Annotated in this window: 23 protein-coding genes and 1 riboswitch; of the genes, 13 read left to right on the top strand and 10 right to left on the bottom strand. The window is 64.2% G+C overall.

Annotated features, from left to right (window positions below; all coding sequences use genetic code 11):
- The first annotated feature begins 41 nt into the window (after positions 1–41).
- From fabI to VPH41_RS07740, 4 genes are all read left to right on the top strand, one after another.
- On the top strand, positions 42–830 hold the full coding sequence (gene fabI, locus VPH41_RS07755) for an enoyl-ACP reductase FabI (protein ID WP_328569502.1): 789 nt from the start codon (positions 42–44) through the stop codon (positions 828–830).
- A gap of 72 nt (positions 831–902) precedes the next feature.
- On the top strand, positions 903–1,181 hold the full coding sequence (locus tag VPH41_RS07750) for a hypothetical protein (RefSeq protein WP_328569501.1): 279 nt from the start codon (positions 903–905) through the stop codon (positions 1,179–1,181).
- A 5-nt stretch (positions 1,182–1,186) separates the two neighbouring features.
- The gene (locus tag VPH41_RS07745; RefSeq protein WP_328569500.1) at positions 1,187–1,708 is read left to right on the top strand and encodes a helix-turn-helix transcriptional regulator; all 522 of its coding nucleotides are present in this window, start codon (positions 1,187–1,189) and stop codon (positions 1,706–1,708) included.
- 380 nt (positions 1,709–2,088) lie between these two features.
- Positions 2,089–3,495, top strand: a complete 1,407-nt coding sequence (locus VPH41_RS07740) for a DEAD/DEAH box helicase (protein ID WP_071322891.1) — start codon at positions 2,089–2,091, stop codon at positions 3,493–3,495.
- Between the two features lie 89 nt (positions 3,496–3,584).
- Here VPH41_RS07740 and VPH41_RS07735 read toward each other — a convergent pair whose 3' ends face one another.
- From VPH41_RS07735 to VPH41_RS07720, 4 genes are all read right to left on the bottom strand, one after another.
- Positions 3,585–4,043, bottom strand: a complete 459-nt coding sequence (locus VPH41_RS07735; RefSeq protein ID WP_034750191.1) for an acyl-CoA thioesterase — start codon at positions 4,041–4,043, stop codon at positions 3,585–3,587.
- Between the two features lie 81 nt (positions 4,044–4,124).
- Positions 4,125–4,493 (bottom strand): hypothetical protein, encoded by a 369-nt coding sequence (locus tag VPH41_RS07730; RefSeq protein WP_101481986.1) that lies wholly within the window; start codon positions 4,491–4,493, stop codon positions 4,125–4,127.
- A gap of 129 nt (positions 4,494–4,622) precedes the next feature.
- Positions 4,623–4,760 (bottom strand): hypothetical protein, encoded by a 138-nt coding sequence (locus tag VPH41_RS07725; RefSeq protein WP_193317599.1) that lies wholly within the window; start codon positions 4,758–4,760, stop codon positions 4,623–4,625.
- 246 nt (positions 4,761–5,006) lie between these two features.
- Positions 5,007–5,180 (bottom strand): hypothetical protein, encoded by a 174-nt coding sequence (locus tag VPH41_RS07720; protein ID WP_193317600.1) that lies wholly within the window; start codon positions 5,178–5,180, stop codon positions 5,007–5,009.
- Positions 5,181–5,347: 167 nt separating this feature from the next.
- Between VPH41_RS07720 and VPH41_RS07715 the strand changes: the two genes are divergently transcribed.
- From VPH41_RS07715 to VPH41_RS07705, 3 genes are all read left to right on the top strand, one after another.
- On the top strand, positions 5,348–6,556 hold the full coding sequence (locus VPH41_RS07715) for a glycosyltransferase (RefSeq protein WP_328569499.1): 1,209 nt from the start codon (positions 5,348–5,350) through the stop codon (positions 6,554–6,556).
- A 189-nt stretch (positions 6,557–6,745) separates the two neighbouring features.
- On the top strand, positions 6,746–7,729 hold the full coding sequence (locus tag VPH41_RS07710; protein ID WP_328569498.1) for an EDSAP-1 family PEP-CTERM protein: 984 nt from the start codon (positions 6,746–6,748) through the stop codon (positions 7,727–7,729).
- Positions 7,730–7,875: 146 nt separating this feature from the next.
- Positions 7,876–8,868 (top strand): EDSAP-1 family PEP-CTERM protein, encoded by a 993-nt coding sequence (locus VPH41_RS07705; protein WP_328569497.1) that lies wholly within the window; start codon positions 7,876–7,878, stop codon positions 8,866–8,868.
- Between the two features lie 36 nt (positions 8,869–8,904).
- On the opposite strand, the gene VPH41_RS07700 is transcribed toward VPH41_RS07705, so the two are convergent.
- The 5 genes from VPH41_RS07700 to VPH41_RS07680 form a co-directional block, all read right to left on the bottom strand.
- Positions 8,905–10,005, bottom strand: coding sequence for a nitroreductase family protein (locus VPH41_RS07700; protein WP_328569496.1), 1,101 nt, complete (start codon positions 10,003–10,005; stop codon positions 8,905–8,907).
- Complete coding sequence (locus tag VPH41_RS07695) at positions 10,006–10,875, bottom strand: ThiF family adenylyltransferase (protein WP_328569495.1); 870 nt, start codon at positions 10,873–10,875, stop codon at positions 10,006–10,008.
- 85 nt (positions 10,876–10,960) lie between these two features.
- Positions 10,961–12,520: a methyl-accepting chemotaxis protein gene (locus VPH41_RS07690; RefSeq protein WP_328569494.1), complete on the bottom strand. Its 1,560-nt coding sequence runs from the start codon at positions 12,518–12,520 to the stop codon at positions 10,961–10,963.
- 143 nt (positions 12,521–12,663) lie between these two features.
- Positions 12,664–12,861 carry a hypothetical protein gene (locus tag VPH41_RS07685; RefSeq protein WP_152259580.1) on the bottom strand — a complete coding sequence of 66 codons (198 nt, stop codon included), beginning with the start codon at positions 12,859–12,861 and terminating at the stop codon, positions 12,664–12,666.
- A 94-nt stretch (positions 12,862–12,955) separates the two neighbouring features.
- Positions 12,956–15,799: a M16 family metallopeptidase gene (locus VPH41_RS07680; RefSeq protein ID WP_328569493.1), complete on the bottom strand. Its 2,844-nt coding sequence runs from the start codon at positions 15,797–15,799 to the stop codon at positions 12,956–12,958.
- A gap of 185 nt (positions 15,800–15,984) precedes the next feature.
- A riboswitch (FMN riboswitch) is annotated at positions 15,985–16,135 on the top strand.
- Positions 16,136–16,229: 94 nt separating this feature from the next.
- Between VPH41_RS07680 and ribB the strand changes: the two genes are divergently transcribed.
- Positions 16,230–16,877, top strand: coding sequence for a 3,4-dihydroxy-2-butanone-4-phosphate synthase (ribB, locus tag VPH41_RS07675; protein WP_152259582.1), 648 nt, complete (start codon positions 16,230–16,232; stop codon positions 16,875–16,877).
- Positions 16,878–16,884: 7 nt separating this feature from the next.
- On the opposite strand, the gene VPH41_RS07670 is transcribed toward ribB, so the two are convergent.
- Entirely contained in the window at positions 16,885–18,255 is a 1,371-nt protein-coding gene (locus tag VPH41_RS07670) for an MFS transporter (RefSeq protein ID WP_328569492.1), read from the bottom strand.
- 120 nt (positions 18,256–18,375) lie between these two features.
- On the opposite strand from VPH41_RS07670, the gene VPH41_RS07665 reads away from it, so the two are divergent.
- The 5 genes from VPH41_RS07665 (at position 18,376) to VPH41_RS07645 (ending at position 22,307) form a co-directional block, all read left to right on the top strand.
- Positions 18,376–19,257 (top strand): LysR family transcriptional regulator, encoded by an 882-nt coding sequence (locus tag VPH41_RS07665; RefSeq protein ID WP_328569491.1) that lies wholly within the window; start codon positions 18,376–18,378, stop codon positions 19,255–19,257.
- Positions 19,258–19,378: 121 nt separating this feature from the next.
- On the top strand, positions 19,379–19,702 hold the full coding sequence (locus VPH41_RS07660) for a hypothetical protein (protein ID WP_152285284.1): 324 nt from the start codon (positions 19,379–19,381) through the stop codon (positions 19,700–19,702).
- Positions 19,703–19,754: 52 nt separating this feature from the next.
- The gene (locus VPH41_RS07655; protein ID WP_442906237.1) at positions 19,755–20,570 is read left to right on the top strand and encodes an MlaE family ABC transporter permease; all 816 of its coding nucleotides are present in this window, start codon (positions 19,755–19,757) and stop codon (positions 20,568–20,570) included.
- 58 nt (positions 20,571–20,628) lie between these two features.
- Positions 20,629–21,639 carry an MlaD family protein gene (locus tag VPH41_RS07650; RefSeq protein WP_328569489.1) on the top strand — a complete coding sequence of 337 codons (1,011 nt, stop codon included), beginning with the start codon at positions 20,629–20,631 and terminating at the stop codon, positions 21,637–21,639.
- Positions 21,636–22,307, top strand: a complete 672-nt coding sequence (locus tag VPH41_RS07645; protein WP_328569488.1) for a hypothetical protein — start codon at positions 21,636–21,638, stop codon at positions 22,305–22,307. The genes VPH41_RS07650 and VPH41_RS07645 overlap by 4 nt, the downstream gene beginning before the upstream one ends.
- Positions 22,308–22,327 lie beyond the last annotated feature (20 nt).

The following is a 22,327-nucleotide window of genomic DNA, read 5'->3' as shown; positions in this document are numbered from 1 at the left end:
GCCGGTTGCACATCCGCCCACCTACCCAGACAGGAGTCGTCATGGCTTTCTTGCAAGGCAAAAAAATCCTCATCACGGGCTTGCTGTCCAACCGCTCCATCGCCTATGGCATCGCCAAGGCCTGCCACCGCGAAGGCGCCACGCTCGCCTTCACGTATGTGGGCGAACGCTTCAAGGAGCGCATCACGGAATTTGCGGCGGAATTCGGCAGCGAACTGGTGTTCGACTGCGACGTTTCCAGCGATGAACAGATCAGCGCCGTCTTCAGCGACCTGGCGCACCACTGGGAACATCTCGATGGCCTCGTGCACGCCATCGGCTTTGCCCCGCGCGAAGCGATTGCCGGCGACTTCCTCGACGGCCTGTCGCGCGACAGCTTCCGCATCGCGCACGATATTTCCACCTACAGCTTTCCCGCCATGGCCAAGGCCGCCCTGCCCCTGCTGCACCCGGGCGCCTGCGTGCTGACCCTGACCTACCTGGGTGCCGTGCGCGCCGTGCCCTACTACAACACCATGGGCCTGGCCAAGGCGTCGCTGGAAGCGTCCGTGCGCTACCTGGCCGAATCGCTGGGCCCGCGCGGCATCCGCGCCAACGGCATCTCGGCCGGCCCCATCAAGACTTTGGCCGCTTCCGGCATCAAGGATTTCAGCAAACTGCTGGGCTTTGTGGCTGAGCACGCCCCCCTGCGCCGCAACGTCACCATCGAGGAAGTGGGCAACACGGCCGCCTTTTTGCTGTCCGACCTGGCTTCAGGCATCACGGGCGAGATTACCTACGTCGATGGCGGTTTTTCGCAAGTGATGGCCGTCAATCCCGAAGTCGAGTGAGGCGGTGATGGCCGATATTCTGCGGTTGTCACTTGACAACCACAGAATATCGACCTACATTGGCGGCATCGCATGGCGCGCTCCCCGCCCCCGAAGAAAGACATCGAAGCGGCATTGCGCCACGCGGAAAGCCAGGGCTGGCGCGTGGAAGTGGGCGGCAGCCATGCCTGGGGCAAGATCTGTTGCCCGTACAACGATGCCGGCTGCCGCTGCGGCGAATTCTGCATCGCCTGCATCTGGAGCACGCCGAAAAATCCCGGCAACCACGCGCGGGCCATACGGCGGGTGGTCGACAATTGCACTTTCAATAAGCTGATGCACGACTGCATGCAACGCAAATCCAGGGGGTAGCCATCATGGATTACATCTTCACCCTCAAATACCGCCTGCCCGACGACGAAACCGACCTCGATGCGCTGGCCGAGCGCCTGGGCATCGGCGGCTGCGATGACGCACTGGCCGGCATCGGCCAGGCGGGCCGCCTGGCGCTGGAATTCACGCGCGACGCAAGCTCGGCCAGCGAAGCGCTGCTGAGCGCATTGGCCGACGTGAAAGCCATCGTGCCCCACGCCCGCCTGGTCGAGGCCGCGCCGGACTTCGTGGGGCTGACGGACGTGGCGCAAGTGCTGGGCCTGTCCCGGCAAAACCTGCACAAGCTGATGAACAAACACCGCCACAGTTTCCCCGCGCCCGTGCATGAAGGCAGCGCCACCATCTGGCACCTGGCCGACGTGCTGGCGTGGCTGCATGCCAAGGGCACGTACCGGCTGGAACGCAGCCTGATCGACGTAGCGCAGGCGGCCCGGCACATCAACCTGGCCAGGGAAGCGGCGCAGGCGCCACCGCTGCACGACGACATCGCCGCCATGCTTGCCTGACCGGCGAAAAACTACGTATTCCTACTGATTTCACATAGGAAACATGTTCAAAACGTGGTAGGACTTGCGTTTCTTCCCATTTAGACCGTGCAAAACGGCAGCAAATACGGTATAGTGTCGTTGTGCGCTGCAATATGTTCCTTTGAAGCGATGGCAACACCGCAGTCAAGCACTACAAACTTAGCAGCTTCGCAAGCCTTAGCGCATCCACAGGATGCCGCTTATAAAGCCCTCCCGCCTTGTGTGTCGCACCTGACACCGTCCCGGCGCAAAGCTTTTGTGCCGAAATTTCTTTCTAGTTGAGTCATTTCGTTTTGGTTGGCGTTGCTATTTTGCGTTCTGCTTTTTGCAAGAACGCTGATTTTCACGAAAGAAAAAGAATGACATTTGAATCCTTAGGCCTGCATCCGTCCATCCTCGCCGCTCTGACCGAATCGGGCTACACCGCGCCAACCGCGGTACAGTCGCAAGCGATTCCTGCCGCGATCGAAGGCCGTGACCTGCTGGTCTCGTCGCAAACCGGTTCGGGCAAGACCGCAGCGTTCATGCTGCCGTCGCTGCACAAACTGGCCAGCGCCGAACAAAGCGCCGCCGGCAAGACGCCAAACCAGGAAATGCAAGCATCGCGCGCCCGCGGCGAGCGTCCACGCTTCAAGGCTGCCCAGCCAAAAATGCTGGTGCTGACGCCAACGCGCGAACTGGCCCTGCAAGTAACCACCAATACCGACAAGTACAGCACCGGCATCCGCCGCATCAAGGCTGTGTCGATCCTGGGCGGCATGCCTTACCCTAAACAGATGCAATTGCTGGCCAAGAATCCTGAGATCCTGGTCGCCACGCCTGGCCGTCTGATCGACCATATGGACTCGGGCAAGATCGACTTCTCGCAACTGGAAATCCTGGTGCTGGACGAAGCCGACCGCATGCTGGACATGGGTTTCATCGACGACATCGAAAAAATCGTGGAAGCGACGCCGGAAGGCCGTCAAACCATGCTGTTCTCGGCAACCCTGGACGGCGTCGTGGGCAATATGGCCCGCCGCATCACGAAAAACCCGCTGGTCATCCAAGTGGCAAGCTCGAGCAACAAGCACGAAAACATCACCCAGCGCGTGCACTTCGTCGACGACCTGTCGCACAAGAATCGCCTGCTGGACCACCTGCTGCGCGACGAAACCCTGGACCAGGCTGTTGTGTTCACCGCCACCAAGCGTGATGCCGACACCATCGCCGACCGTCTGAACATCGCCGGCTTCTCGGCTGCCGCCTTGCACGGCGACATGCATCAGGGCGCGCGTAACCGCACCCTGGACGGCATGCGCCGCGGCCAGGTCAAAGTGCTGGTCGCCACCGACGTTGCCGCCCGCGGCATCGACGTGCCTACCATCACCCACGTGTTCAACTACGATCTGCCGAAGTTCCCGGAAGACTACGTCCACCGCATCGGCCGTACGGGCCGCGCTGGCCGCAATGGCCTGGCCATCTCGCTGGTGAACCACGCTGAAGGCATGAACGTCAAGCGCATCGAACGCTTCACCAAGCAATTGATCCCGGTCAATGTAATCGAAGGTTTCGAACCGAAGAAAACGGCATCGGCACCACGTTCGAGCGCCCGTCCAGGCGGCTGGAAACCAGGCGACAACCGTGGCGGCGCGAAGCCAGGCCAACGCACGTTCAGCAAGCCGGGCGCACCACGCAAGGACGGCGCTCCCAGCACCGGCGGCGGCTACAAGGGTTCCAACCCACGCAGCACCGACGGCGCGCGCCGCAGCTACGGCGACCGTTAATCACGGTTCCCGCTGCCGCTAGGCATGCAATGAAAAACGGCCACCAGATCGCTCTGGTGGCCGTTTTTTTTTATGCCCGGTATATTTATTTACTTCTTCGACACCTTCTGGCGCGACAGCTTGCGCAGCTTGGCTTGTTCGAAGCGCGCGTGCTGCTCCGGCGTCTCCAGCACCAGCGGCGGCACGGCCACGGGCTTGCGGTTGGCGTCCACGGCCACCATCGTGAAATAGCAGCTGTTGGCGTGGCGCACCAGACGCTGCTGGATGTTTTCCGTCACCACGCGGATGCCCACTTCCATCGACGTCGTGCCCGTGTAATTGATCGAAGCCAGGAACGTCACCAGCTCGCCCACGTGGATAGGCTGCAGGAACATCACCTGGTCCACCGACAGGGTCACCACATAGCTGCCCGAATAGCGGCTGGCGCAGGCATAGGCGACGCTGTCGAGGTATTTCAGGATGGTGCCGCCGTGCACGTTACCGGAAAAATTGGCCATATCGGGCGTCATCAAGACCGTCATCGTCAGTTCGTGGGCCGACCAGTTCATCGCGCTGTCCAAAGTGTTCTCCAAGGGGGAAATAAAAGTGAGGGGGATGTGAAAACCGGCCCCAGGGGCCGGCTGCAGACCTTACAGGCCCAGGGTGTCGATGTCGGCCAGCGAGTCGCGGCCCTTGTCGGAAATGTCGTGGCCCTCGCCTTCGGCGCGCGCCACGATGTGGGCTTTCTTGCCCAGGAAATAGGCCACGTCCGAGTCCAGCTTGGTCAGCGGATCGACGGCCACGGCGCGCAAGCCCATGATGCAACGGCGCAGGAACAGCAGCTGCTGTGCTTTCTCGGTGATGGACAGGCGGCCATCGCGTGCATAGCTGAGCAGCTTCAGGCCCGACAGGCGCTTGGCATTGCGGGCAACGCAAGCGCTGGGGCGCTCGGTCTTGATGCCGCGTGCAACTTGCTCCAGCGCGTCATATTCATCGGTTGTTAATTTCTCGTTCTTCATTACTTTTCCATAAAAGGCCAGGTGTTCGGCCCCCATGGTACGCGCCCCGCTGCGCATCGGCAACAGGCAACGCAAATCTAGCGCCGCACGCCAGGCGGACAGGCGGCGCAAACGCGGGCGCAGCAGCCCTTATTTGTAGCTGCGCAGCAGCAGCCAGGCCAGCCCGCAACCGGCCACGGCGCCCGCCAGGGCCAGCGCCACGAGGTTTTTGCTGGTGATCGCAGGGCGCCGGCCCAGGTAGATTTTGTTATGCAAGGAATTGCCCATGATGGTCTCCTGTACAAGAATTTTTATGATGTCTCATTATAAGAACAGAATCGTGACGCCCGCATGACACTCGGCAGTCAGAGCTTGATTTGTATCCACTCGGCAACATTTATTGGCTTTTTTGTTGTTTAAATGGCGTGGCGAGAACGGCGCCCCCGCCTTTCATTTCCAATCGGAAATAACTGAGGCGCACGCACCTCGCGGCGCGCCAGGCGCCGCGCAGCATCACCGCAGCGCAACAAGCGCTCAATGCATCTTGACGGGCGGTGGCGGCGGCGTGGGCTCCTCGACGGGCACCGGCTCGATGTGCGGCGGCGTTTCCGGCGGCGGCGTGACGGGGTCGCCTTCCGGCGATGGCGGCATATCGGGTTCGGGCGTGCTGTGCGCACGCAGCGGGGTCTGACGGAAATGTGGCTGCATGGTGGCCTCCTTTGCCCCACTGTAGCCGATGCGGCCAAATCCTGGCGCCCGCAAGGGGCAAGCGGCAACGGGAACTTATCGGCGCGGCGGCACTCCAACTTGACCGTATCCCCACCGGCACGAGTGCAAGCGATAGCTCAGCGATGGCGCGCAAAAAAATCCTCTTTATGGCCGAGGCCGTGACCCTGGCCCATGTCGGCCGTCCCCTGAGCCTGGCTCAGGGCTTGGACGAGGATGTGTACGACGTGCATTTTGCCTGCGCCGATGGGTATGACTTTTGTTTCAAGCAAACCCCGTTCCGGCGCTGGCGCATCGACAGTATTTCATCGCTGCAATTCCTGCAGGCGCTGGCCCACGGCAAGCCCGTCTACACGGAAAGTACCTTGCACGCGTATGTGGAAGACGACCTGCGCCTGCTCAATGCCGTCCAGCCCGATCTCGTGATCGGCGACTTCCGCCTGTCGCTGTCCGTCAGCGCGCGCCTGCAGCGCATTCCCTACCTCACCGTCAGCAATGCCTACTGGAGCCCCTATGTGCGCCCGCACTACACGGTGCCCAGCCTGCCCCTGACCGGCATGCTGCCCATCTGGCTGGCCGCCCCCCTGTTCCGCCTGATCCGTCCGCTGGCCTTCGCCTCGCACGCCGTGCCCCTGAACCGCGTGCGCCGCCACCACGGCCTGCCGTCGCTGGGCAGCGACCTGCGGCGCATCTATACGGATGCCGACCGCACCCTGTACGCGGATATTCCGCAACTGTTCCCGCCGCACGCCATGCCGCCCACGCACGATTACCTGGGCGCCATCATCTGGGCGCCGCCGCTCGACTTGCCGGACTGGTGGCAGCACGCGGAACTGAGCAGCGGACGGCCCATCATCTACGTCACCCTGGGCAGTTCCGGACAGGGACAATTGCTGCCGCGCGTGTTGCGCGCGCTGGCGCCGCTGCCCGTCACCGTATTGGCGGCCACGGCCGGCACCATCCGCATCGATGCCGTGCCGCCGAACGCCTATGTCGCGCCCTTCTTGCCGGGCGATGCGGCCGCCCGGCGCGCCAGCCTGGTGATCTGCAACGGCGGCAGCCCCACCAGCCAGCAGGCGCTGACGGCCGGCGTGCCCGTCATCGGCATCGCCGGCAATCTCGACCAGTTCCTCAATATGCACGGCATCGTGGCCGCCGGCGCCGGCCTGCTGCTGCGCGCCGACCGCTTTCAGGAAACCGCCCTGCGCCATGCCGCCACGCGCATGCTCGACGATGGCCAGGCCAGGCTGGCGGCGCGCCAGCTGGCCACGGCATTGCGCAACTATGTGCCCGGGCAGCGCCTGCTGCCCCATCTGCATGCGCTGCTGGGCACGTTGCCGCCTGGCGGCCAGCCTTGATGGGCAGCGTCGGTTTTTCTTACAGCGCGTGCGACAGGGCCTGCACTACGTCAATAAAAGCACGCCAAGTCATTGATTTCAAAAGAACCTCATGCGTTGGCATGGAAGTCGCTAGGTACTGGCCATGAGCACCTGCCGACAGGACTCAAGCACGAAATCCACTCAACCCCATGACGTGAGGTAACCCAAATGAAACGGTCTCATTTAAAACTGATCCCGGCCGCAGCGGCACTGGCCATGCTGTGCGTCGCCGGTAGCGCGCAGGCGGGCGGCTACGGCTATTCCTACAACAACATCTTCGGCCTGCAGATCGCCGCCGCGACGGGTTCGATCACGGCCCTGAACAGCACCACCATCTCGCGCAGCACGGCCACCCTGAACGGCGTGAGCGTCATCCAGGGCGGCCCCGGCATACTCGATTCGCCGCGCGCCGCAGTCGGCGCCGTCACCAAGGGCGAGAACGACTTTACGCAACAAGGTCCTATTGGCAATTTCTCGCGCGGCGACGCGCAGATCGTCAGCACGCAATTCCCCTCGTTCCCGCCCGGCTCGACTTCCACGCAAGCCGTCAACGTGGCCGAAGTGCACCTGGCTGACCCCGCGGGCACGGCCGACGCGTCCGGACGCAATGGCTCGACCACGGGCTTTTCCGTCAACTTCGTGGTGGGCTCGCCCACGGCGACGCTGAGCTTTGATTTCCTGTCATCGCCGTTCATGCAGGTTTTCTTGCAAAGCAATGTCGGCTCCCTGTCCACGGCGACGGCGAACCTGGTGGTCACCTTCACCATCACGGATTCGACGGGCGCGACGGTCTTCAACTGGACGCCCGACGGCGTGATCGGCTCGGGCATCTCGGGCGGCACGGAGAGCGCCGACGGCGCCAACCTGAACACCAGCCTGGCGACCAACTTCCTCACGCGCGGCAATCTGTTCACCTACGACCCTTCCGGCTGCGGCACGCCCACGGGCACGGGCGTGGGCACGGGCTGCGGCAGCAACTTCAGTGCCGTCAGCAATGCCTTAACGGCAGGTAACTACACCCTGACCCTGAATGCCGTGGAAAGCGTGGACCTGGTGAAACAGCAAGCGACACCGGAACCAGGCACCCTGGCCTTGCTGGGCCTGGGACTTGCAGGCCTGGGCTATGCCCGCCGCCGCAAGGTTGCCGCCTGAACCTGGCGACGGGGGAATGCAAAGGCGAGGGGGTGACCTCGCCTTTTTCATGCTGAACGCTGTCGGTTTTCCTTACAGCGCGGCGGCCATGCAGCAAGCGGCCGCCGTGCTGGCGTCCGAGCAGAAAGGATTTCCAAAGGATTTACATGAGTACTTTTTCCCGCACCCGATTTCCCGCCGCCCTGTTCGCCCTGCTGTTGCTGGCCGGTCACGGCGGCGCCAGCGCAGCCGCCTACGGTTATTCATACACCAGTGTCTTTGGCCTGGTCATCAGCAATCCCGTCGGCTCCACCACGCTCATCAGCAATGTCGACCTGTCGCGCACCACCGCCACGCTCAACGGCAGCAGCGTCATCCACGGTGGCAGCAATGAAATCGATGCGCTGCAGGCGGCGCGGGGCGCCGTCAGCAAGGGACAGAATGATTTTACGCAGCAAGGCATGGGCAATGCCTCGTATGCGCGCGGCGACGCGCAAATCGTCAGCTCGCAAATTCCCCCGTTCCCGCCCGGCTCGACCAGCACGCATACCGTGAATGCGGCGGAAACTTTCCTGACGGGCGGCGGCAGTGCCGACGCCTCGGGCCGCAATGGTTCCAGCACGGCGATGGCCGTCAATTTCGTCGTCGGCGAACCGGGCGCCACCCTGGCCTTCCAGTTCCAGGCCCTGCCCTTCATGCAGCTGTACCTCGATGCCCTGGCCGGCACGGGCTCGGCGGCCACCACCAACATGGCCATGACGTTTACCATCATCGATGAAAATGGCCAGATCGTCTTCAACTGGGCACCCGACGGCAACCTCGGCTCGGGCATCCTGGGCGGCACCGAACTGGCCGACGCCGCCAGCCTGAATACAGGCTACGCGCAAACGCCGCTCACCAGCGGCAGCGTGTTCACCTACGACCCCAGCGGCTGCGGCGCCCCCACGGGCACGGGCATCGGCAAGAACTGCGGTGGGCAGTACGGCGCCGTCACGGACAACCTCGTGGCAGGCAGCTATACGCTGGTGTTGAACATGCTGAACAGCTCCGAACTGGCCTACGTGCCCGGCGTCACGCCCATGGCGCTGCCGGGCACCTTGTCCCTGCTGGCGGCGGGCCTGGCGGCGCTGGCCGGCCTGGGGGCACGGCGGCGGCGCTGACGTCCAGGCGTGCCTCCTGATGGCGTCACGCGGGCCTCACGCGCCTGCCGCCGGCGCCACCAGCAAGTCGGCCAGCGGCCGGCGCAGCGAGCGCGCGCTGGCCGCCGGGCCGGCGCCTATGCGCCCGAGAAACACGGCCCGCTCCAGCGCCGTGGCGCCCAGCACGGCCTGGCATTGCACGGCCAGCTCCTGCGCCCGCTCCTGCAAGCCATCGGTGCGCGAAAAAATCCGCCGTTCGCGCACATAGCGGGCAAAGATCAGCGGCGTCAGTTCCGGCTGCAATTGCAGGCCCAGCTGCGTGGCCGTCAGCCAGAAGCGCTGCATGGCGCGGCCGGCAGCCACGTAATCGTCGATGTGGCGCGGCGAGGCATCGGCCAGCAGCGCGAAGTGCGCGGCGCAATACAGGCCCGGCAGCAAGTCCATCTGCAGGCGCGGCGCGACGGTGCCCGCCAGCCAGGTATTGAAAAAATCCACGCGGCGCCAGCTGTGCATGACCCAGCGCATGAGGCGCGCCGTCATCGGGTCGACGCCCAGCGCCTGCTCCGGGATGCGGTCGCTGCTGTAGCGCGCGCCCCACTCGATGACGTCGCGATGCACCTTGTGCGCTTCGGGCATGGTCAGGCGCAGCTTCGCATTGCCGAACATCAGGCGCGCGCAAACGAGGCGCGCCCGCCAGCCTTCGAACCACTGCACGCTGTAGCCAGGCGGCAAGCTGGCGGCCAGCGCCGCCTTTTCGCTGGCGCGCAAGCGGCGCGTGCTGAGCCGACGCCGCTGCACGCTGCGCTGCGGCAAATAGGCCGCCAGCGGATCGGGCGGCATGCCGGGACTGTCGACCAGGTGCACGTCAAACGTGGGCAAGGTGTCGGGCATGGACAGGCGCCGGCGCGCTTCCATGCGCAAGCCGTGGCTGCTGGCCGCCAGTGCCATGCTTTCGAGCAAGGCACCCAGCGACAGCTGGCTGGGATGGCCATCGAGGTCGTACACGCAGTGGCTGCGCGTATCGAAGCCATGCACGACGACATGGCGCGGCGCCACGACTTCAAAGCGCCACGGCTGCGTGTTGTCGCCGCTGGGCGCCCAGCGCGCCTGGTCGAGGATGTTTTCCAGCATGGGATCGATCTGCAGTGCTTGTGCCATTTATGCTCCCTGCGCGGCGCGGCGCCGCTTGATGATGGCCATCGTCAGGCGCTGCAGCGGATGACGGTTGCCGCCGGGACGCCAGGTATGCACGAGCTTGTTGCGGTAGGCATCGAAATGCATGCCGTGCGGTGCCGCCATCACCTTGCCGCGTTTTAACAGAATTTTCAACGCTTCCGTGGCGGCCGCACCCGCGCACAGCTGGCAGCCCATGATGGTCGACGGCCCGCGCCGCTCCTTCAGGTTGATGGCGGACGGGTCGACCAGGTAGGGGCCGTGCAAGCCGGCCGGCGCCAGTCCGACGAGAAAACGCAGGGCTTTTTCTTCCTCGGGAAAATCGCCCCAGCCAAAATAGTCTTCGAACGTCATGCCGCCCGGCATAAAGCTGAGCACGGCCGTACCCATGCCCAGCGGCGCGGCCGTGATGGCGGGAATGCCCAGGCGCGCGCAGGTGGCAAACGTGGCCTGGCGCGCGGGAAAGGCAAAGAAATCGAGGCCATCCACATACAGGTCGACGCCGGCAAAGAACTCGGCCAGGTTGCTGTCGTGTATGCCGTCTGAAAATTGCTTGATCTCAAGCTCGGGATTGATATCGCGCGCCATCTGCGCCAGCACGGCCACCTTGGGCTGGCCCAGGGTAGACATCATGGCGCCCGCCTGGCGGTTGAAGTTGGCGATATCGAAGGTGTCGAAATCGGCGATGTGGAACGCGCCGATGCCCAGCCGGGCCAGGGTCAGCAAGTGCACGCCGCCCACGCCGCCCATGCCGGCGATGGCCACGCGCTTGCCACGCAAGCTGTCCTGCTCGCCTTGCGTGACCCAGCCCAGGTTGCGGGCAAAGGCCGCGTGATAGGAAAAACCATCTGTCATGCTCACCTCTTCTGTGCGTCCATTGCGGACCAAGAAATTTGGACAGGTGAGCCTGGCGTAAGTTCCCGCCATGACAGAAAAAACGTCAGCGCGCCAGGCGCCGCAGTGCCGACGCCGGCGCCGCTGCGCCCACCTTGAACACGCTGACGATCTGCGCCAGCCCGGCCGCCTGCTCGTTCATGGCCTGGGCCGCCGCCGACGCCTGTTCCACCAGGGCGGAGTTTTGCTGCGTCATGTTATCCATCTCGACGATGGCCTGGTTGATCTGCTCGATGCCGGCGCTCTGCTCGGCGCTGGCCGAGGAAATCTCGGCCACGATATCGGTCACGTGCTGTACGCTGGAGACGACTTTTTCCATCGTCTCGCCCGCCAGCGCCACCAGTTTTTCACCGGCGCCCACCTGTTCGGCGGAACTGTCGATCAATTGCTTGATCTCTTTCGCGGCGGCGGCCGAGCGCTGCGCCAGGTTGCGCACCTCGCTGGCGACGACGGCGAAGCCGCGGCCCTGCTCGCCCGCGCGCGCCGCTTCCACGGCCGCGTTCAAGGCCAGGATGTTCGTCTGGAAAGCGATGCCGTCGATGACGGCGATGATGTCGCCGATCTTTTTCGACGAGGCATTGATGGCGCCCATGGTGTCGACCACCTGGCTCACCACGCCGCCCGCCTGCGTCGCCACTTGCGAGGCAGAAATGGCCAGCTGGTTGGCCTGGCGCGCATTGTCCGCATTCTGGCGCACGGTGGAAGTCATCTCTTCCATCGTCGAGGCCGTTTCTTCCAGCGATCCCGCCTGCTGCTCCGTGCGCGCCGACAAATCGTGGTTGCCGGAGGCGATCTCACCCGAGGCCGTGGAAATGGCATCGGCATCGTTGCGCACCTGGCTCACCAGGTGCGCCAGGTTGTCGCGCATGGCCTTGATCGCCATCAACAGGCTGTCCGTGTCGCCGGGGCGCGTATCGATGTGCGTGGTCAGGTCGCCCTTGGCGATCTGCGCCACGATGGCTGCCGCATAGTCGGGTTCGCCGCCCAGCTGGCCCAGGATACGGCGCAGCATCAGGGCCGCCAGGGCACCCACCACCAGCATCAGCGCGCCGCCGATGGCCAGCAGCACGCCCGCCTGGGCCCAGAACTTGTGGTTGATGTCGTCGATGTAGGTGCCCGTGCCGATCAGCCAGTCCCACGGCGCAAATTTCACCACGGCATACATCTTCGCCACGGGGTCGGGCACGCCGGGGCGCGTACCGTCCGCCTGCACCAGGCCGATGCGGCTGTTGGCCAGGGCCGCGCGGTAGCGGTCGCCCGACTGCTTCATGTTCTTTTGCGGCGTGCCGATGCGTGCGGGATTCGGATGCACGTACAGCAAGTCCGTGCTGAAATCGCGCACAAAGTAATACATCTCGTCCTTGACGAAGCTGCCGATGGCCAGCTTGGCCTGCTGCTGGGCCTGCTCACGCGTGAGCTTGCCCGACTGTTCCAGCGCATACGCCTTTTCCACCGATGCGTTGGCCAGTTCCACCAGCACCGTCAATTGCTCCACCCTTTCCGCCATCATGGTCTGGCGCAGCGAATACAGGGAGAAAGAAGCGATGAGGACAATGCCCAGCAAGGTGCTGAAACACAATAGGAGAATGCGCGAACGGAGAGTCATGGGAGCCTGGGTAAAGAATAAAATGTGGAATTATAAACAATTCCATGTGGAAATCTTTTCAGAAAAGCAAAGCGGGCGGCGCTACCGGGCTGATGCCCGGCAGGCACCGCCCGCATATGTCTTGCTGAAGTCTGACTATAAGGTCAGGCCAAGGCTTCCTTGGCCGCCTCTTCCGGCGTCAAGCCGTCGTAGAACTGGTCGGTGAACCACTCGACCTGCTCTTCGATGTGCTCCTGCGCCTGCGCCACGGTGGCGCCGCCCGCCACGAGGAAGCCTTCGACCTCGATACACCAGTTGATCAATTCCAGGGTTTCCGGATCGAGCTCTTCTTTCTTAGCCATCGTGCATTCCTTACTTGTTAAATTGCGATTACATCAATCAGCAGCAGTTTAACAGCTTCGCCATACTGCCGCCCATGCAGTTCAACAATGGAGATTACTTTACTGCAACGTTTTTGCGTTCCGGATACAAGACCACCTGTATGTAATTGCGCATGTCCAGGTAGCGCTGCGCCGCCAGCTTGACGGCTTGCGGCGTGATGGCGCGCACCTGCTGCTCGTAGCGCAGGAGGTGCGCGGGATCGCGTCCCTGGGTCACCGATGCCATCAACTGGTTCATCCAGTAGCGGTTTTCGCGCAGCGACTTCTGCTGGCGCGTGATCCAGTTCAGCTTGACCTTCTCCAGGTCGGCCACCGATGGTCCGTCCGTCTTCATCTTGCTGATTTCGGCAAAGGCGGCAGCGATCACCTTGTCCACGTTTTCCGGCCCCGTCGGCAAGTTCAGCGCCACCGAATAATGGCCGTACGGGTGCTGGCCCATGGACGTCTCGAAGCCGCCGCCATAGATCATGCTCATCTTTTCGCGCAGCACTTCGATCACTTTCAGGTTCAGCACCTCGCCCAGCGCCTGCAGGGTCAGCTTCTGCTCGTCCGAATACGCCACGTCGCCATTGAAGGTGATGGAAATCGTGCTCTTGGGCTCGCTACCCATGTAGATATCCTTCTTGACCACCCCGCTGACGGGGCGCATGCCCACGTCGCGGTAGGCATGCGCCACCTCGGCCACGGGCAAGGTGCCCAGGTAGCTGGCGATCAGCGGCTTGATCTTGTCGAGCTCGAAGCTGCCCGCAAAGATGAAGGTCATGTCGCGCGCGCTGGAAAAGCGCTGGCGGAAGATGTCCAGCGAGCGATCCAGGCCCACCTTGTCGAAGTCGGCCGCGCGCGGCACGCCATCGACGCGCGGGTTGTCGCCAAACATGGCGTGCTGGATGGCATCGTAAAACACGGCTTCCGGCTGCGCCATGCTGTTTTTCGCCAGGTCCTGCTGCTTGCCGATGAAGGACTGGTACAGGCCCGCATCCTTGCGCACGTCATGGAAATACAGGTACACCAGTTGCAGCATGGCTTCCACGTCGGCGCTGCTGGCCGAGCCGCCAAAACCTTCGCTCAGCTCGCCCAGCGAAGCGCCCACATTGACCGTTTTACCTGCCAGCACTTTTTCCAGGTCCAGCGGCGCCAGATCCTTCAAGCCCATGCTGCCGACGACGGCGCTGGCATAGCGGGCGTTATAGATGTCGGCATCGCCAAACAGGGACTGGCCGCCGAAGCGGGTCGAGCCCATCAGCACCTGGTCATTCTTGAAGTCCGTCGGTTTGAGCAGCACGCGCACGCCATTGCCCAGGGTCAGCTCCGTCACGCCGACGGCGCTGTTGAACTTTTCAGCGACGATGCTGCCGCCGGCCGGCGGGCCCTCCATCAATTTACTGGCAAGCACTTTCTCCGTGCGCGGCTCGACCTTCTGCTGCTCGGCTCGCGCCACGGCATCGAGCAATTGCTGCTGCGTCGGCACGGTCGAGGCCGTATCACCCGCTTTCGGCTCGGCGCCCATGAAGACCACCAGTTTCTTTTGCTGGTCGGGGATGACCTTGGCCACCGTCTCATTGATTTCCTGCAAGGTCACTTGCGGCAAGAGTTCCTGCGCGTACAGCAATTCATTGGCGATGCCGGGAATGGCTTCCTGCTCCAGGAAGTTGCGCGAATACTCGGCCACGAAACCGGCCGAATCGGACTTGTCGCGTTCGCTGTACGCGCGCTCGTAATTGCGCAGCATGTTCTTGCGCGCGCGGTCCAGCTCATCCTGGCTGAAACCAAAGCGGCGCGCCCGCTCGTCTTCCTGCACCAGCGCGTCGACGGCCGGCTGCACGCCGCCCTTGCCCAGCAAGGCATACGCGCTGAACGATTCATAGCCGCGCACCAGCTTGCCCATGCTGCTGCCGCCCTGGATGAACGGTGGGTTCGCCTGCTGCGTCAATTCCTGCATGCGCGCGCTGAGCATCTGGCCATACAGGTTTTCGATCATCTGGCGCCGGTAATCGGCAATCGTGACGGGCTCCTGCGCGGCACGGATCGGGTAGCGGATGAAGACGGTGTCGTCCGGCGCTTCCTTGTCCGTGATCACCAGCGCTTCCGTTTGCGAGCGCTGCGGCACTTCCGCATACAGGCGGGGACGCGGTTGCGCGGGATTCTTCAGCTTGCCGAAATGCTGCTGGATCAGTTTTTCAGCCTGTTTCGGCTCCACGTCGCCCACCACCATCACGGCCATCAGGTCGGGCCGGTACCAATCCTTGTAGAAACGCTTGATGGCTTCCGGCTTGAACGTTTTCAGCACGGATTCCTTGCCGATCGGCATGCGTTCCGCATAGCGCGAACCGTTCAGCAGCTTCGGATACAGGACCTTGTTCATGCGGTCGCTGGCGCCCTTGCCCAGCCGCGCCTCTTCCAGCACGATGCCGCGCTCGCTGTTGATGTCGGCCGGATTGAATTTCAAGCCGTGCGCCCAGTCTTCCAGCACGAGAAAACCCTTTTCCAGGTTTTCCTTCTTGTTCGTGGGAATCGGCAGCACGTACACGGTTTCATCGAAACTCGTGTAGGCATTCAAGTCGGCGCCGAACTTCACGCCGATCGATTGCAAATAGGAAATTAACTGATTGCGCTTGAAATGCGTGGAGCCATTGAAGGCCATGTGTTCCGTGAAATGGGCCAGGCCTTGCTGGTCGTCATCTTCCAGGATGGAACCGGCTTTCACCACCAGGCGCAGTTCCACTTTCTGCGCGGGACGGGCATTTTTCTTGATGTAATAGGTCAAGCCGTTCGGCAGTTTGCCGACGGTAACTTCTGGTGCCAGCGGCAGGGGATCGGTCAAACGGATTTCCGCCTGGGCCACGCAGGCGCACGCCAGCAAGACGGCGCCCGAGATCAGGCGTAATTTACTCAGCTTCATGTATTCTCAACGGTAAGATTCAGTAAACGTACCTTACACTGAAATCGTCTTTCCGCCATTAAAAACAGCTTAGGGAAAACTGCTTTCCCCAGGCAACTTTGCCGAATAGTAAACTCAACTGTACCCTGCCGCATTTTTTCATTTGTGCTAAAGTATTGCCGCCGATCATGTGGATCGGCACAACAATACGTCTTCGGGGCGGGGTGCGATTCCCCACCGGCGGTAAGACCGGCAACGGTCAAGCCCGCGAGCGCCTGTCAAACTTCGTTTGGCAGGGTCAGCAGATCTGGTGCGACTCCAGAGCCGACGGTATAGTCCGGATGAAAGAAGATGTGCAGTAGTGTGATGTCCCATCGCCCCGGCGATGCGGCCAGTTGCGTCTATTCGCTTGCCCTGCAGCGTTTTTCGCCTATGCGAGGAGCGTTTCACCATGTTAGTCAACAGCTATACCCTGCTTTCCAACGACCTTGAAGGTCGCATCCAGTCCGCCCTGGCCGCCATGCGCGCCGGCATCCCCGTCATCCTGCTCGACGATTTCGACCGCGAAAACGAAGCCGACCTGATCCTGTCGGCGGAAAAGCTCACGAACGAAACCATGGCCCTGCTGATCCGCGAATGCAGCGGCATCGTCTGCCTGTGCCTGCCCACGGACGTCGTCAGCGCGCTGGAATTGCCGCCCATGTCGTCCGACAACGGCAGCCGCTACGGCACGCCATTTACCGTCTCCATCGAAGCGCGCGACGGCGTCACCACGGGCGTATCGGCCGCCGACAGGGTCACCACCATCCGCGCCGCCATCGCCAAGGATGCCAAGCCCGCCGACCTGGTGCGCCCAGGCCACGTCTTCCCCCTGCGCGCCGCGCCCGGCGGCGTGCTCGAGCGCCGTGGCCACACGGAAGGCTCCGTCGACCTGTCGCGCATGGCGGGCCTGAACCCGGCCGCCGTGCTGTGCGAACTGATGAACCCGGACGGCACCATGATGCGCGGCGACGATATCGAGCGCTTTGCCGAACTGCACGGCATGCCCATTCTGACCATCGAAGAACTGGTGGAATGGCGCAGCACGCGCGGACAGTAAGCCCTCTTCAGGCGGCCGCGGCCTTCGCTACATGCACGTGGCGGTAGACGAGGCCCGCCGCCAGGCCATACGCGGCGGCAATCGTCGCGTAGGCCAGCGGCAGGCGCAGCGACCAGTCGGGCACCATGTGCAGGATGCTGCCGATCAGGGCCACGCCCACCAGCGCGCCGATCTGCCGGTTCGCATTCAGGGCCGCTGCCGCGCTATTCGCATGCTGCTTGCCGGCCACCCGCATCACGGTGGCCGTCATGGCGGGAATGGCGATGCCGATGGCCACGTTCATGATGGCCGTGCCCAGCGCCAGCAGGGAATATGGCGTGCCGGGACGCAGCCCCGTCAGCAGCAGGGCCATGACGGCGCCCACCAGCAAGCCGGCCAGCATGGGCCAGCGCGTGCCATGCCGCGCCGCAATACTTCCCGCCATGAAATTTCCCACCGTATAGGCCGCCATCATGGGCAGCAGGCGCAAGCCCGACTGCAGGGCATCGGCGCCGCCCGACTGCTGCAGGAACAGGCTCAACAAAAACAGCTGGCCGAACACGCAGAAATTGATCAAGAAACCCACGCCATTGGCCGCGCCGAAGCTGCTGCTGTGAAACAGCGCGCGCGGCAACAGCGGATGGCTGCCGCTGCGCTCGCGCCGCAGCAGTTGCACCGCCGCCAGCACCGTCAAGCCCCCCGCCGCCAGCACGCCGGGCGACAGCCAGCCCAGCACGGGGCCTTCGATCAGCACGAAACTGAGGCCCGCCAGCGCCGCCACGCCCAGCACATGGCTGAACATGGATAAATCGCGCGGCTGGCGCGCTGGCGCGGCCAGCAGCAGCTGCGCCATGACGATGGCCAGCACGCCCAGCGGCACGTTGACCCAGAACACGCTGCGCCAGCCGAACTGGTGCACGAGGATACCGCCGATCAATGGACCGGACGCGCCCGCCACGCCCACCAGCGCCGACCAGGCGCCCAGCATGCGCGTACGCTCGCGCTCGTCTTCAAAGCTGTGCGTGAGCAGGCTGAGCGAACTGGGCATGAACAGGGCCGCACCCGCGCCCTGCAGCAAGCGCGCGGCCGTGAGGAAATGCCCGTCGGGCGCGGCGCCGCACAGGATAGAGCCGGCGATGAAGACGCCCAGCCCTCCCTGGTACACGGCTTTCGGGCCGAAACGGTCGGCCAGCGCGCCGCCGGCCAGCAGCAGCGCGGCAAACGTCAGGGTGTAGCCGTCGACCACCCAGACCAGGCCCGTCAGCGGTATGTCCAGGTCCAGCGCGATATCGGACAGCGCCACGTTGACGGCCGTGACGTCGAGCATGGCCATGACGAAGCCGAAGGCCAGCGTCAGCAGGATCAAGCCGCTGGCGCGGCGGGGAGCGGTGGGAAGCATGATTTTTCCTTGCAAAGGCAGCGGGGCAGCCATTATGGGAGCGTTGCGCAATGCAGTAAACAGGCATAAACTCGGCACTCCGATGCAAAAATGCATCATGAAACCGAATAGGGAATTACCTTGGACTGGGATAACGCGCGCATCTTTCTGGCCATCGGCCGGGCCGGCACCCTGCGCGGCGCGGCCGCCCTGCTGTGCATCGACCAGGCCACGTGCGGACGCCGCCTGGCCGCGCTCGAAGCATCGCTGGGCGCCACCCTGTTCCTGCGCACGCCGTCCGGCTACGTGCCCACGCCGGCCGGCGAGCTGGCCTTGACTGCGGCCGAGGCGATGGAACGGGCGGCAGACAAGCTGCAGCGCGAGATGCAAGGTGTCGACAACCGTTTAAGCGGCCTGGTGCGCGTAGCCACCACGGACACCATGGCCAGCCATTTCGTCATCCGCGCCATGCAGCGGCTGCACGCGGCCCACCCCGACATCCGCATCGTGCTCAACGTGGCGCCCGCGCTGGCCAGCCTGACGCGGCGCGAAGCGGACCTGGCCGTGCGCGGCGTGCGCCCCACCGACCCGGACCTGATCTCGCGCCACCTCGTCAAGCGCAGCCTGGGCCTGTATGCGTCGCGCGCCTACCTGGCCGAACGGGGCGAGCCCGTGCGCGGCACGGCGCTGGCCGGGCACGACATCGTCATCTACCACCATTCCGTGACGCCCCGCCACAGCGAGAAGATCGCGGGCGAGCCCGTCGCCAATGCGCGCGTCGCCATGGAAGTCAATTCGGCGGCCATGCTGCAGGAAGCCACGCGCGCGGGCCTGGGCGTGGCCGAGCTGGCCACCCACCTGGCCGACATCGACCCGCAGCTGGTGCGCATCTGGCCCGAGCGGGCGGAACCGTACGACGTGTGGCTCGTCATGCATGCGGACCTGAACCGCTCGGCCCGCGTGCGCGCGGCGGCCGACGCGATTATCGCCAGCGTGGCCAGTGCGGACAGCACGGTGCGCTAACCGCGCACAATAATTCTCAAAAGAAACTTTCTTTTTGATAAGTCTGGTAAAATTCGCAACCCCGCCGGGCATAGCCACCGCCACGCCGCCGCGGGTTCCCTCAAACCATTGGAGAATTTTTATGCTTATCTGGCAAGGCTTCGGCATACTCGGCCCCCTTATCTGTCTGATCGTCGTCGTGGCCGCGCAAGCGCTGTTTGGCGCCGCCCTGGGCGAGGAATACACGAAGAGCCACGCATGGACCCTGGCCCTGGCCTTCCTGCTGGCAGCGGCCGCCAGCTGGTTTGCGGGCGTGCGCCTGAACAATGCACCCGGACGCGAACTGATCGACCCGGCCACGCAGGAACGCGTGACCCTGCGCACGCGCCACACCCTGTTCTGGATCCCGATGCAGTACATCGCCGTGCTGATGGTGGTGATGGCCGGCTTCGCCCTGTTTGAATAGGCGCGCGCACGCCTGACGTGCCCGGCGGGCGGGCAGATGTTAAGATGCCATGATGACCCTATCCGTCTCCCTCATCATCGGTCTGCGCCGCCTGCACCGCGCCACCATGGCCTGGCTGGCCAGCTGGTGGCGCATGCTGCATTTCGCCATCCTCGTGTTTTCGCTGGCCCTGTCGCCCTCGAGCTATAACCGCGACAACCGCCCCATCCTCGCCCATCGCCTGGTGACGAACACGGCGCCCAACCTCGTGTGGTTCAGCGTGGCTTGCGCGCTGGTCAGCCTGGTGCTCATACGCATCGTCGTCGTCAGCGCGCAAAGCTACGGCCTGTCGCGCTACGCGCTGGAAATGGTGGTGCGCGTGCTGGTGCTGGAACTGATCCCCCTGACGGCCGCCCTGTTCGTGGCCCTGCGCCTGACCCTGCCCGACGGTATTGCGTTTGCACAAATGCGCTCTTCCGGCATGCTCGACACCATGCAGCGCCAGGGCGTCGACCTGCTGCGCCGCGAATACTTTCCTCGCGTCATGTCCGGCATCTTTGCCGTGTGGATGCTGGCCGTCGTCAGCTGCGTCACCTCGCTGATCCTCGCCTACCTCACCATCTACGGCTTTACCCCGTGGGCGCTGCAAGGCTATACGCGCGTGGTGGGACAGATCTTCAATCCCGCCGTGGCCCTGATCCTGATGCTGAAAGTCATCTTCTTCAGCTTTGCCGTGGCCCTGATTCCGCTCGCCTCTTCGTACTATCCGGAAGAGGCGCACGGCCGGCGCAACCGCCTGTGGGCCGCGCACGGCCTGTCCGAAATGCTGCGCCTGTTTTCCGTCATCCTGCTGATCGAAGTGGCTTCGCTGATGGGCAATTACTACTGATGCCCCGCGCCTGCCACCGCCAGCGATCCCCGAACCACCCATACGAGAGCCAGAAGCCATGAGCCAGCCACCGAATCCCGACCAAACCGACGTCACGGCGCCGGACGCCGTCTTGCCCGCCCCGCCGCCCGTGCGCCACGCGGAACTGAAGGCAGCCATCCTGCTCGTCTTCATGTTCGTGCTGGTGGTCGGCTCCGTCGTCTACCTGATGTATGCGCGCGGCGCCTTCGAAGCCACGCAGACGCTGGTGCTGACGACCGACGATTCGGACGGCGTGGGCGTGGGCGCCGACCTGACCTTTTCCGGTTTTCCCATCGGCCGCGTGCAGCGCATCGAGCTGGCGCCGGACGGCAAGGCCAGGGTCATCGTCGACGTACCGCGCAAAGATGCGCACTGGCTGCGCAGCAGTTCCATCTTCACCCTGGAACGGGGCATCGTGGGCGGCGCCAAGCTGCGCGCCTACAGCGGCATCCTGACGGACCCGCCGCTGCCCGACGACGCCACGCGCGACTTGCTGGTGGGCGACATGGCGGCGGAAATCCCCCGTTTGCTGGCCGCCGCGAAAGATTTGCTGAACAATGTGGCCAGCCTGACGGGCAGCGACTCCGCCCTCGACGGCACCCTGCGCAATGTGCAGGCCGTGACCGGCAAGCTGAGCGGTCCGGGCGGCGCCATGGGCTTGCTGACGGGCGACGACAAGCAGTCGCGCCTGCTGGTCGAGCGGGCCAACGCCCTGCTGGTCACGGCGGACCAGCTGGCGCGCCGCACGGATGGCCTGGTGGCCAATGCCGACACGCGCGTCTTCGGCGACAAAGGCGTGATGACGGATGCGCAGGCGACCATCGTGCAGCTGAACGCCCTGCTGGCCGACACGCGTGCCAGCCTGAAGAAAGTCGACGCCGTGCTGGTCGAGGCGCAAGCCGTGGGCGCCAACGCCAGGGCGGCGACAGCCGACCTGGGCCCGCTGCGCGCAGACGTGGAAAGCAATCTGCGCAAGGTCGAGCAACTGGTCAATGAAATCAACCGCAAATGGCCGTTCAAGCGCAATCCGGAGATCAAACTGCCATGAAACTATCCCGCCCCGCGCTCGTTGCGCTGTTGTCCGCCGTGCTCGCCGCCTGTTCCAGCGGCCCGCCCGTGCCGGACTGGAAAATGAATGCGCAAAGCTCCGTCGAGCGTTTTCAAGCGGCGTATTTGAGCGACAACGCCCTGGTCGAACAGACGGAATTCCGGCGCGCCCGCAGCCAGGTGGCCGGCACGGGCAAGCTCGACCTGGTGGCGCGCATCGAACTGCTGCGCTGCGCCACGCGCGTGGCCAGCCTGGCCTTCGAGGACTGCGCCGGCTTTGACGCCCTGCAAGCCGACGCGACGGCCGCCGACCGCGCCTATGCGGCCTGGCTGGCCGGCAAGGCACAAGCGGCCGACGTTACGCTGTTGCCGGAAGCGCAGCGCGCGGCCGCCGGCGCCAGCTCGGACGCGGCCGCCGCCAGCGCCGTGGCCGCCATCGCCGACCCGCTGTCGCAGCTGGTGGCGGCCGGCGTGCTGCTGCGGGCCAGCCGCGCCACGCCGGAACTGCTCGATACGGCCGTGGCCACCGCCTCGGACCAGGGCTGGCGCCGTCCGCTGCTGGCGTGGCTGGGCGTGCAGCGCCTGCGCGCCGAACAGGCGGGCGACACGCAAACGGCGCAGCGCATCGCGCGGCGCATGGCGGTGGTGGAGCAGCCGCTGGCCCCTTGAACGCGGCGGTCCAGGACAGG

The organism is Janthinobacterium sp. P210006 (genome assembly GCF_036231885.1).
Taxonomy (GTDB): domain Bacteria; phylum Pseudomonadota; class Gammaproteobacteria; order Burkholderiales; family Burkholderiaceae_D; genus Janthinobacterium; species Janthinobacterium violaceinigrum.
Note: the sequence above shows the minus strand (reverse complement) of the source record. Positions and strands in the feature narration are given on the sequence as shown.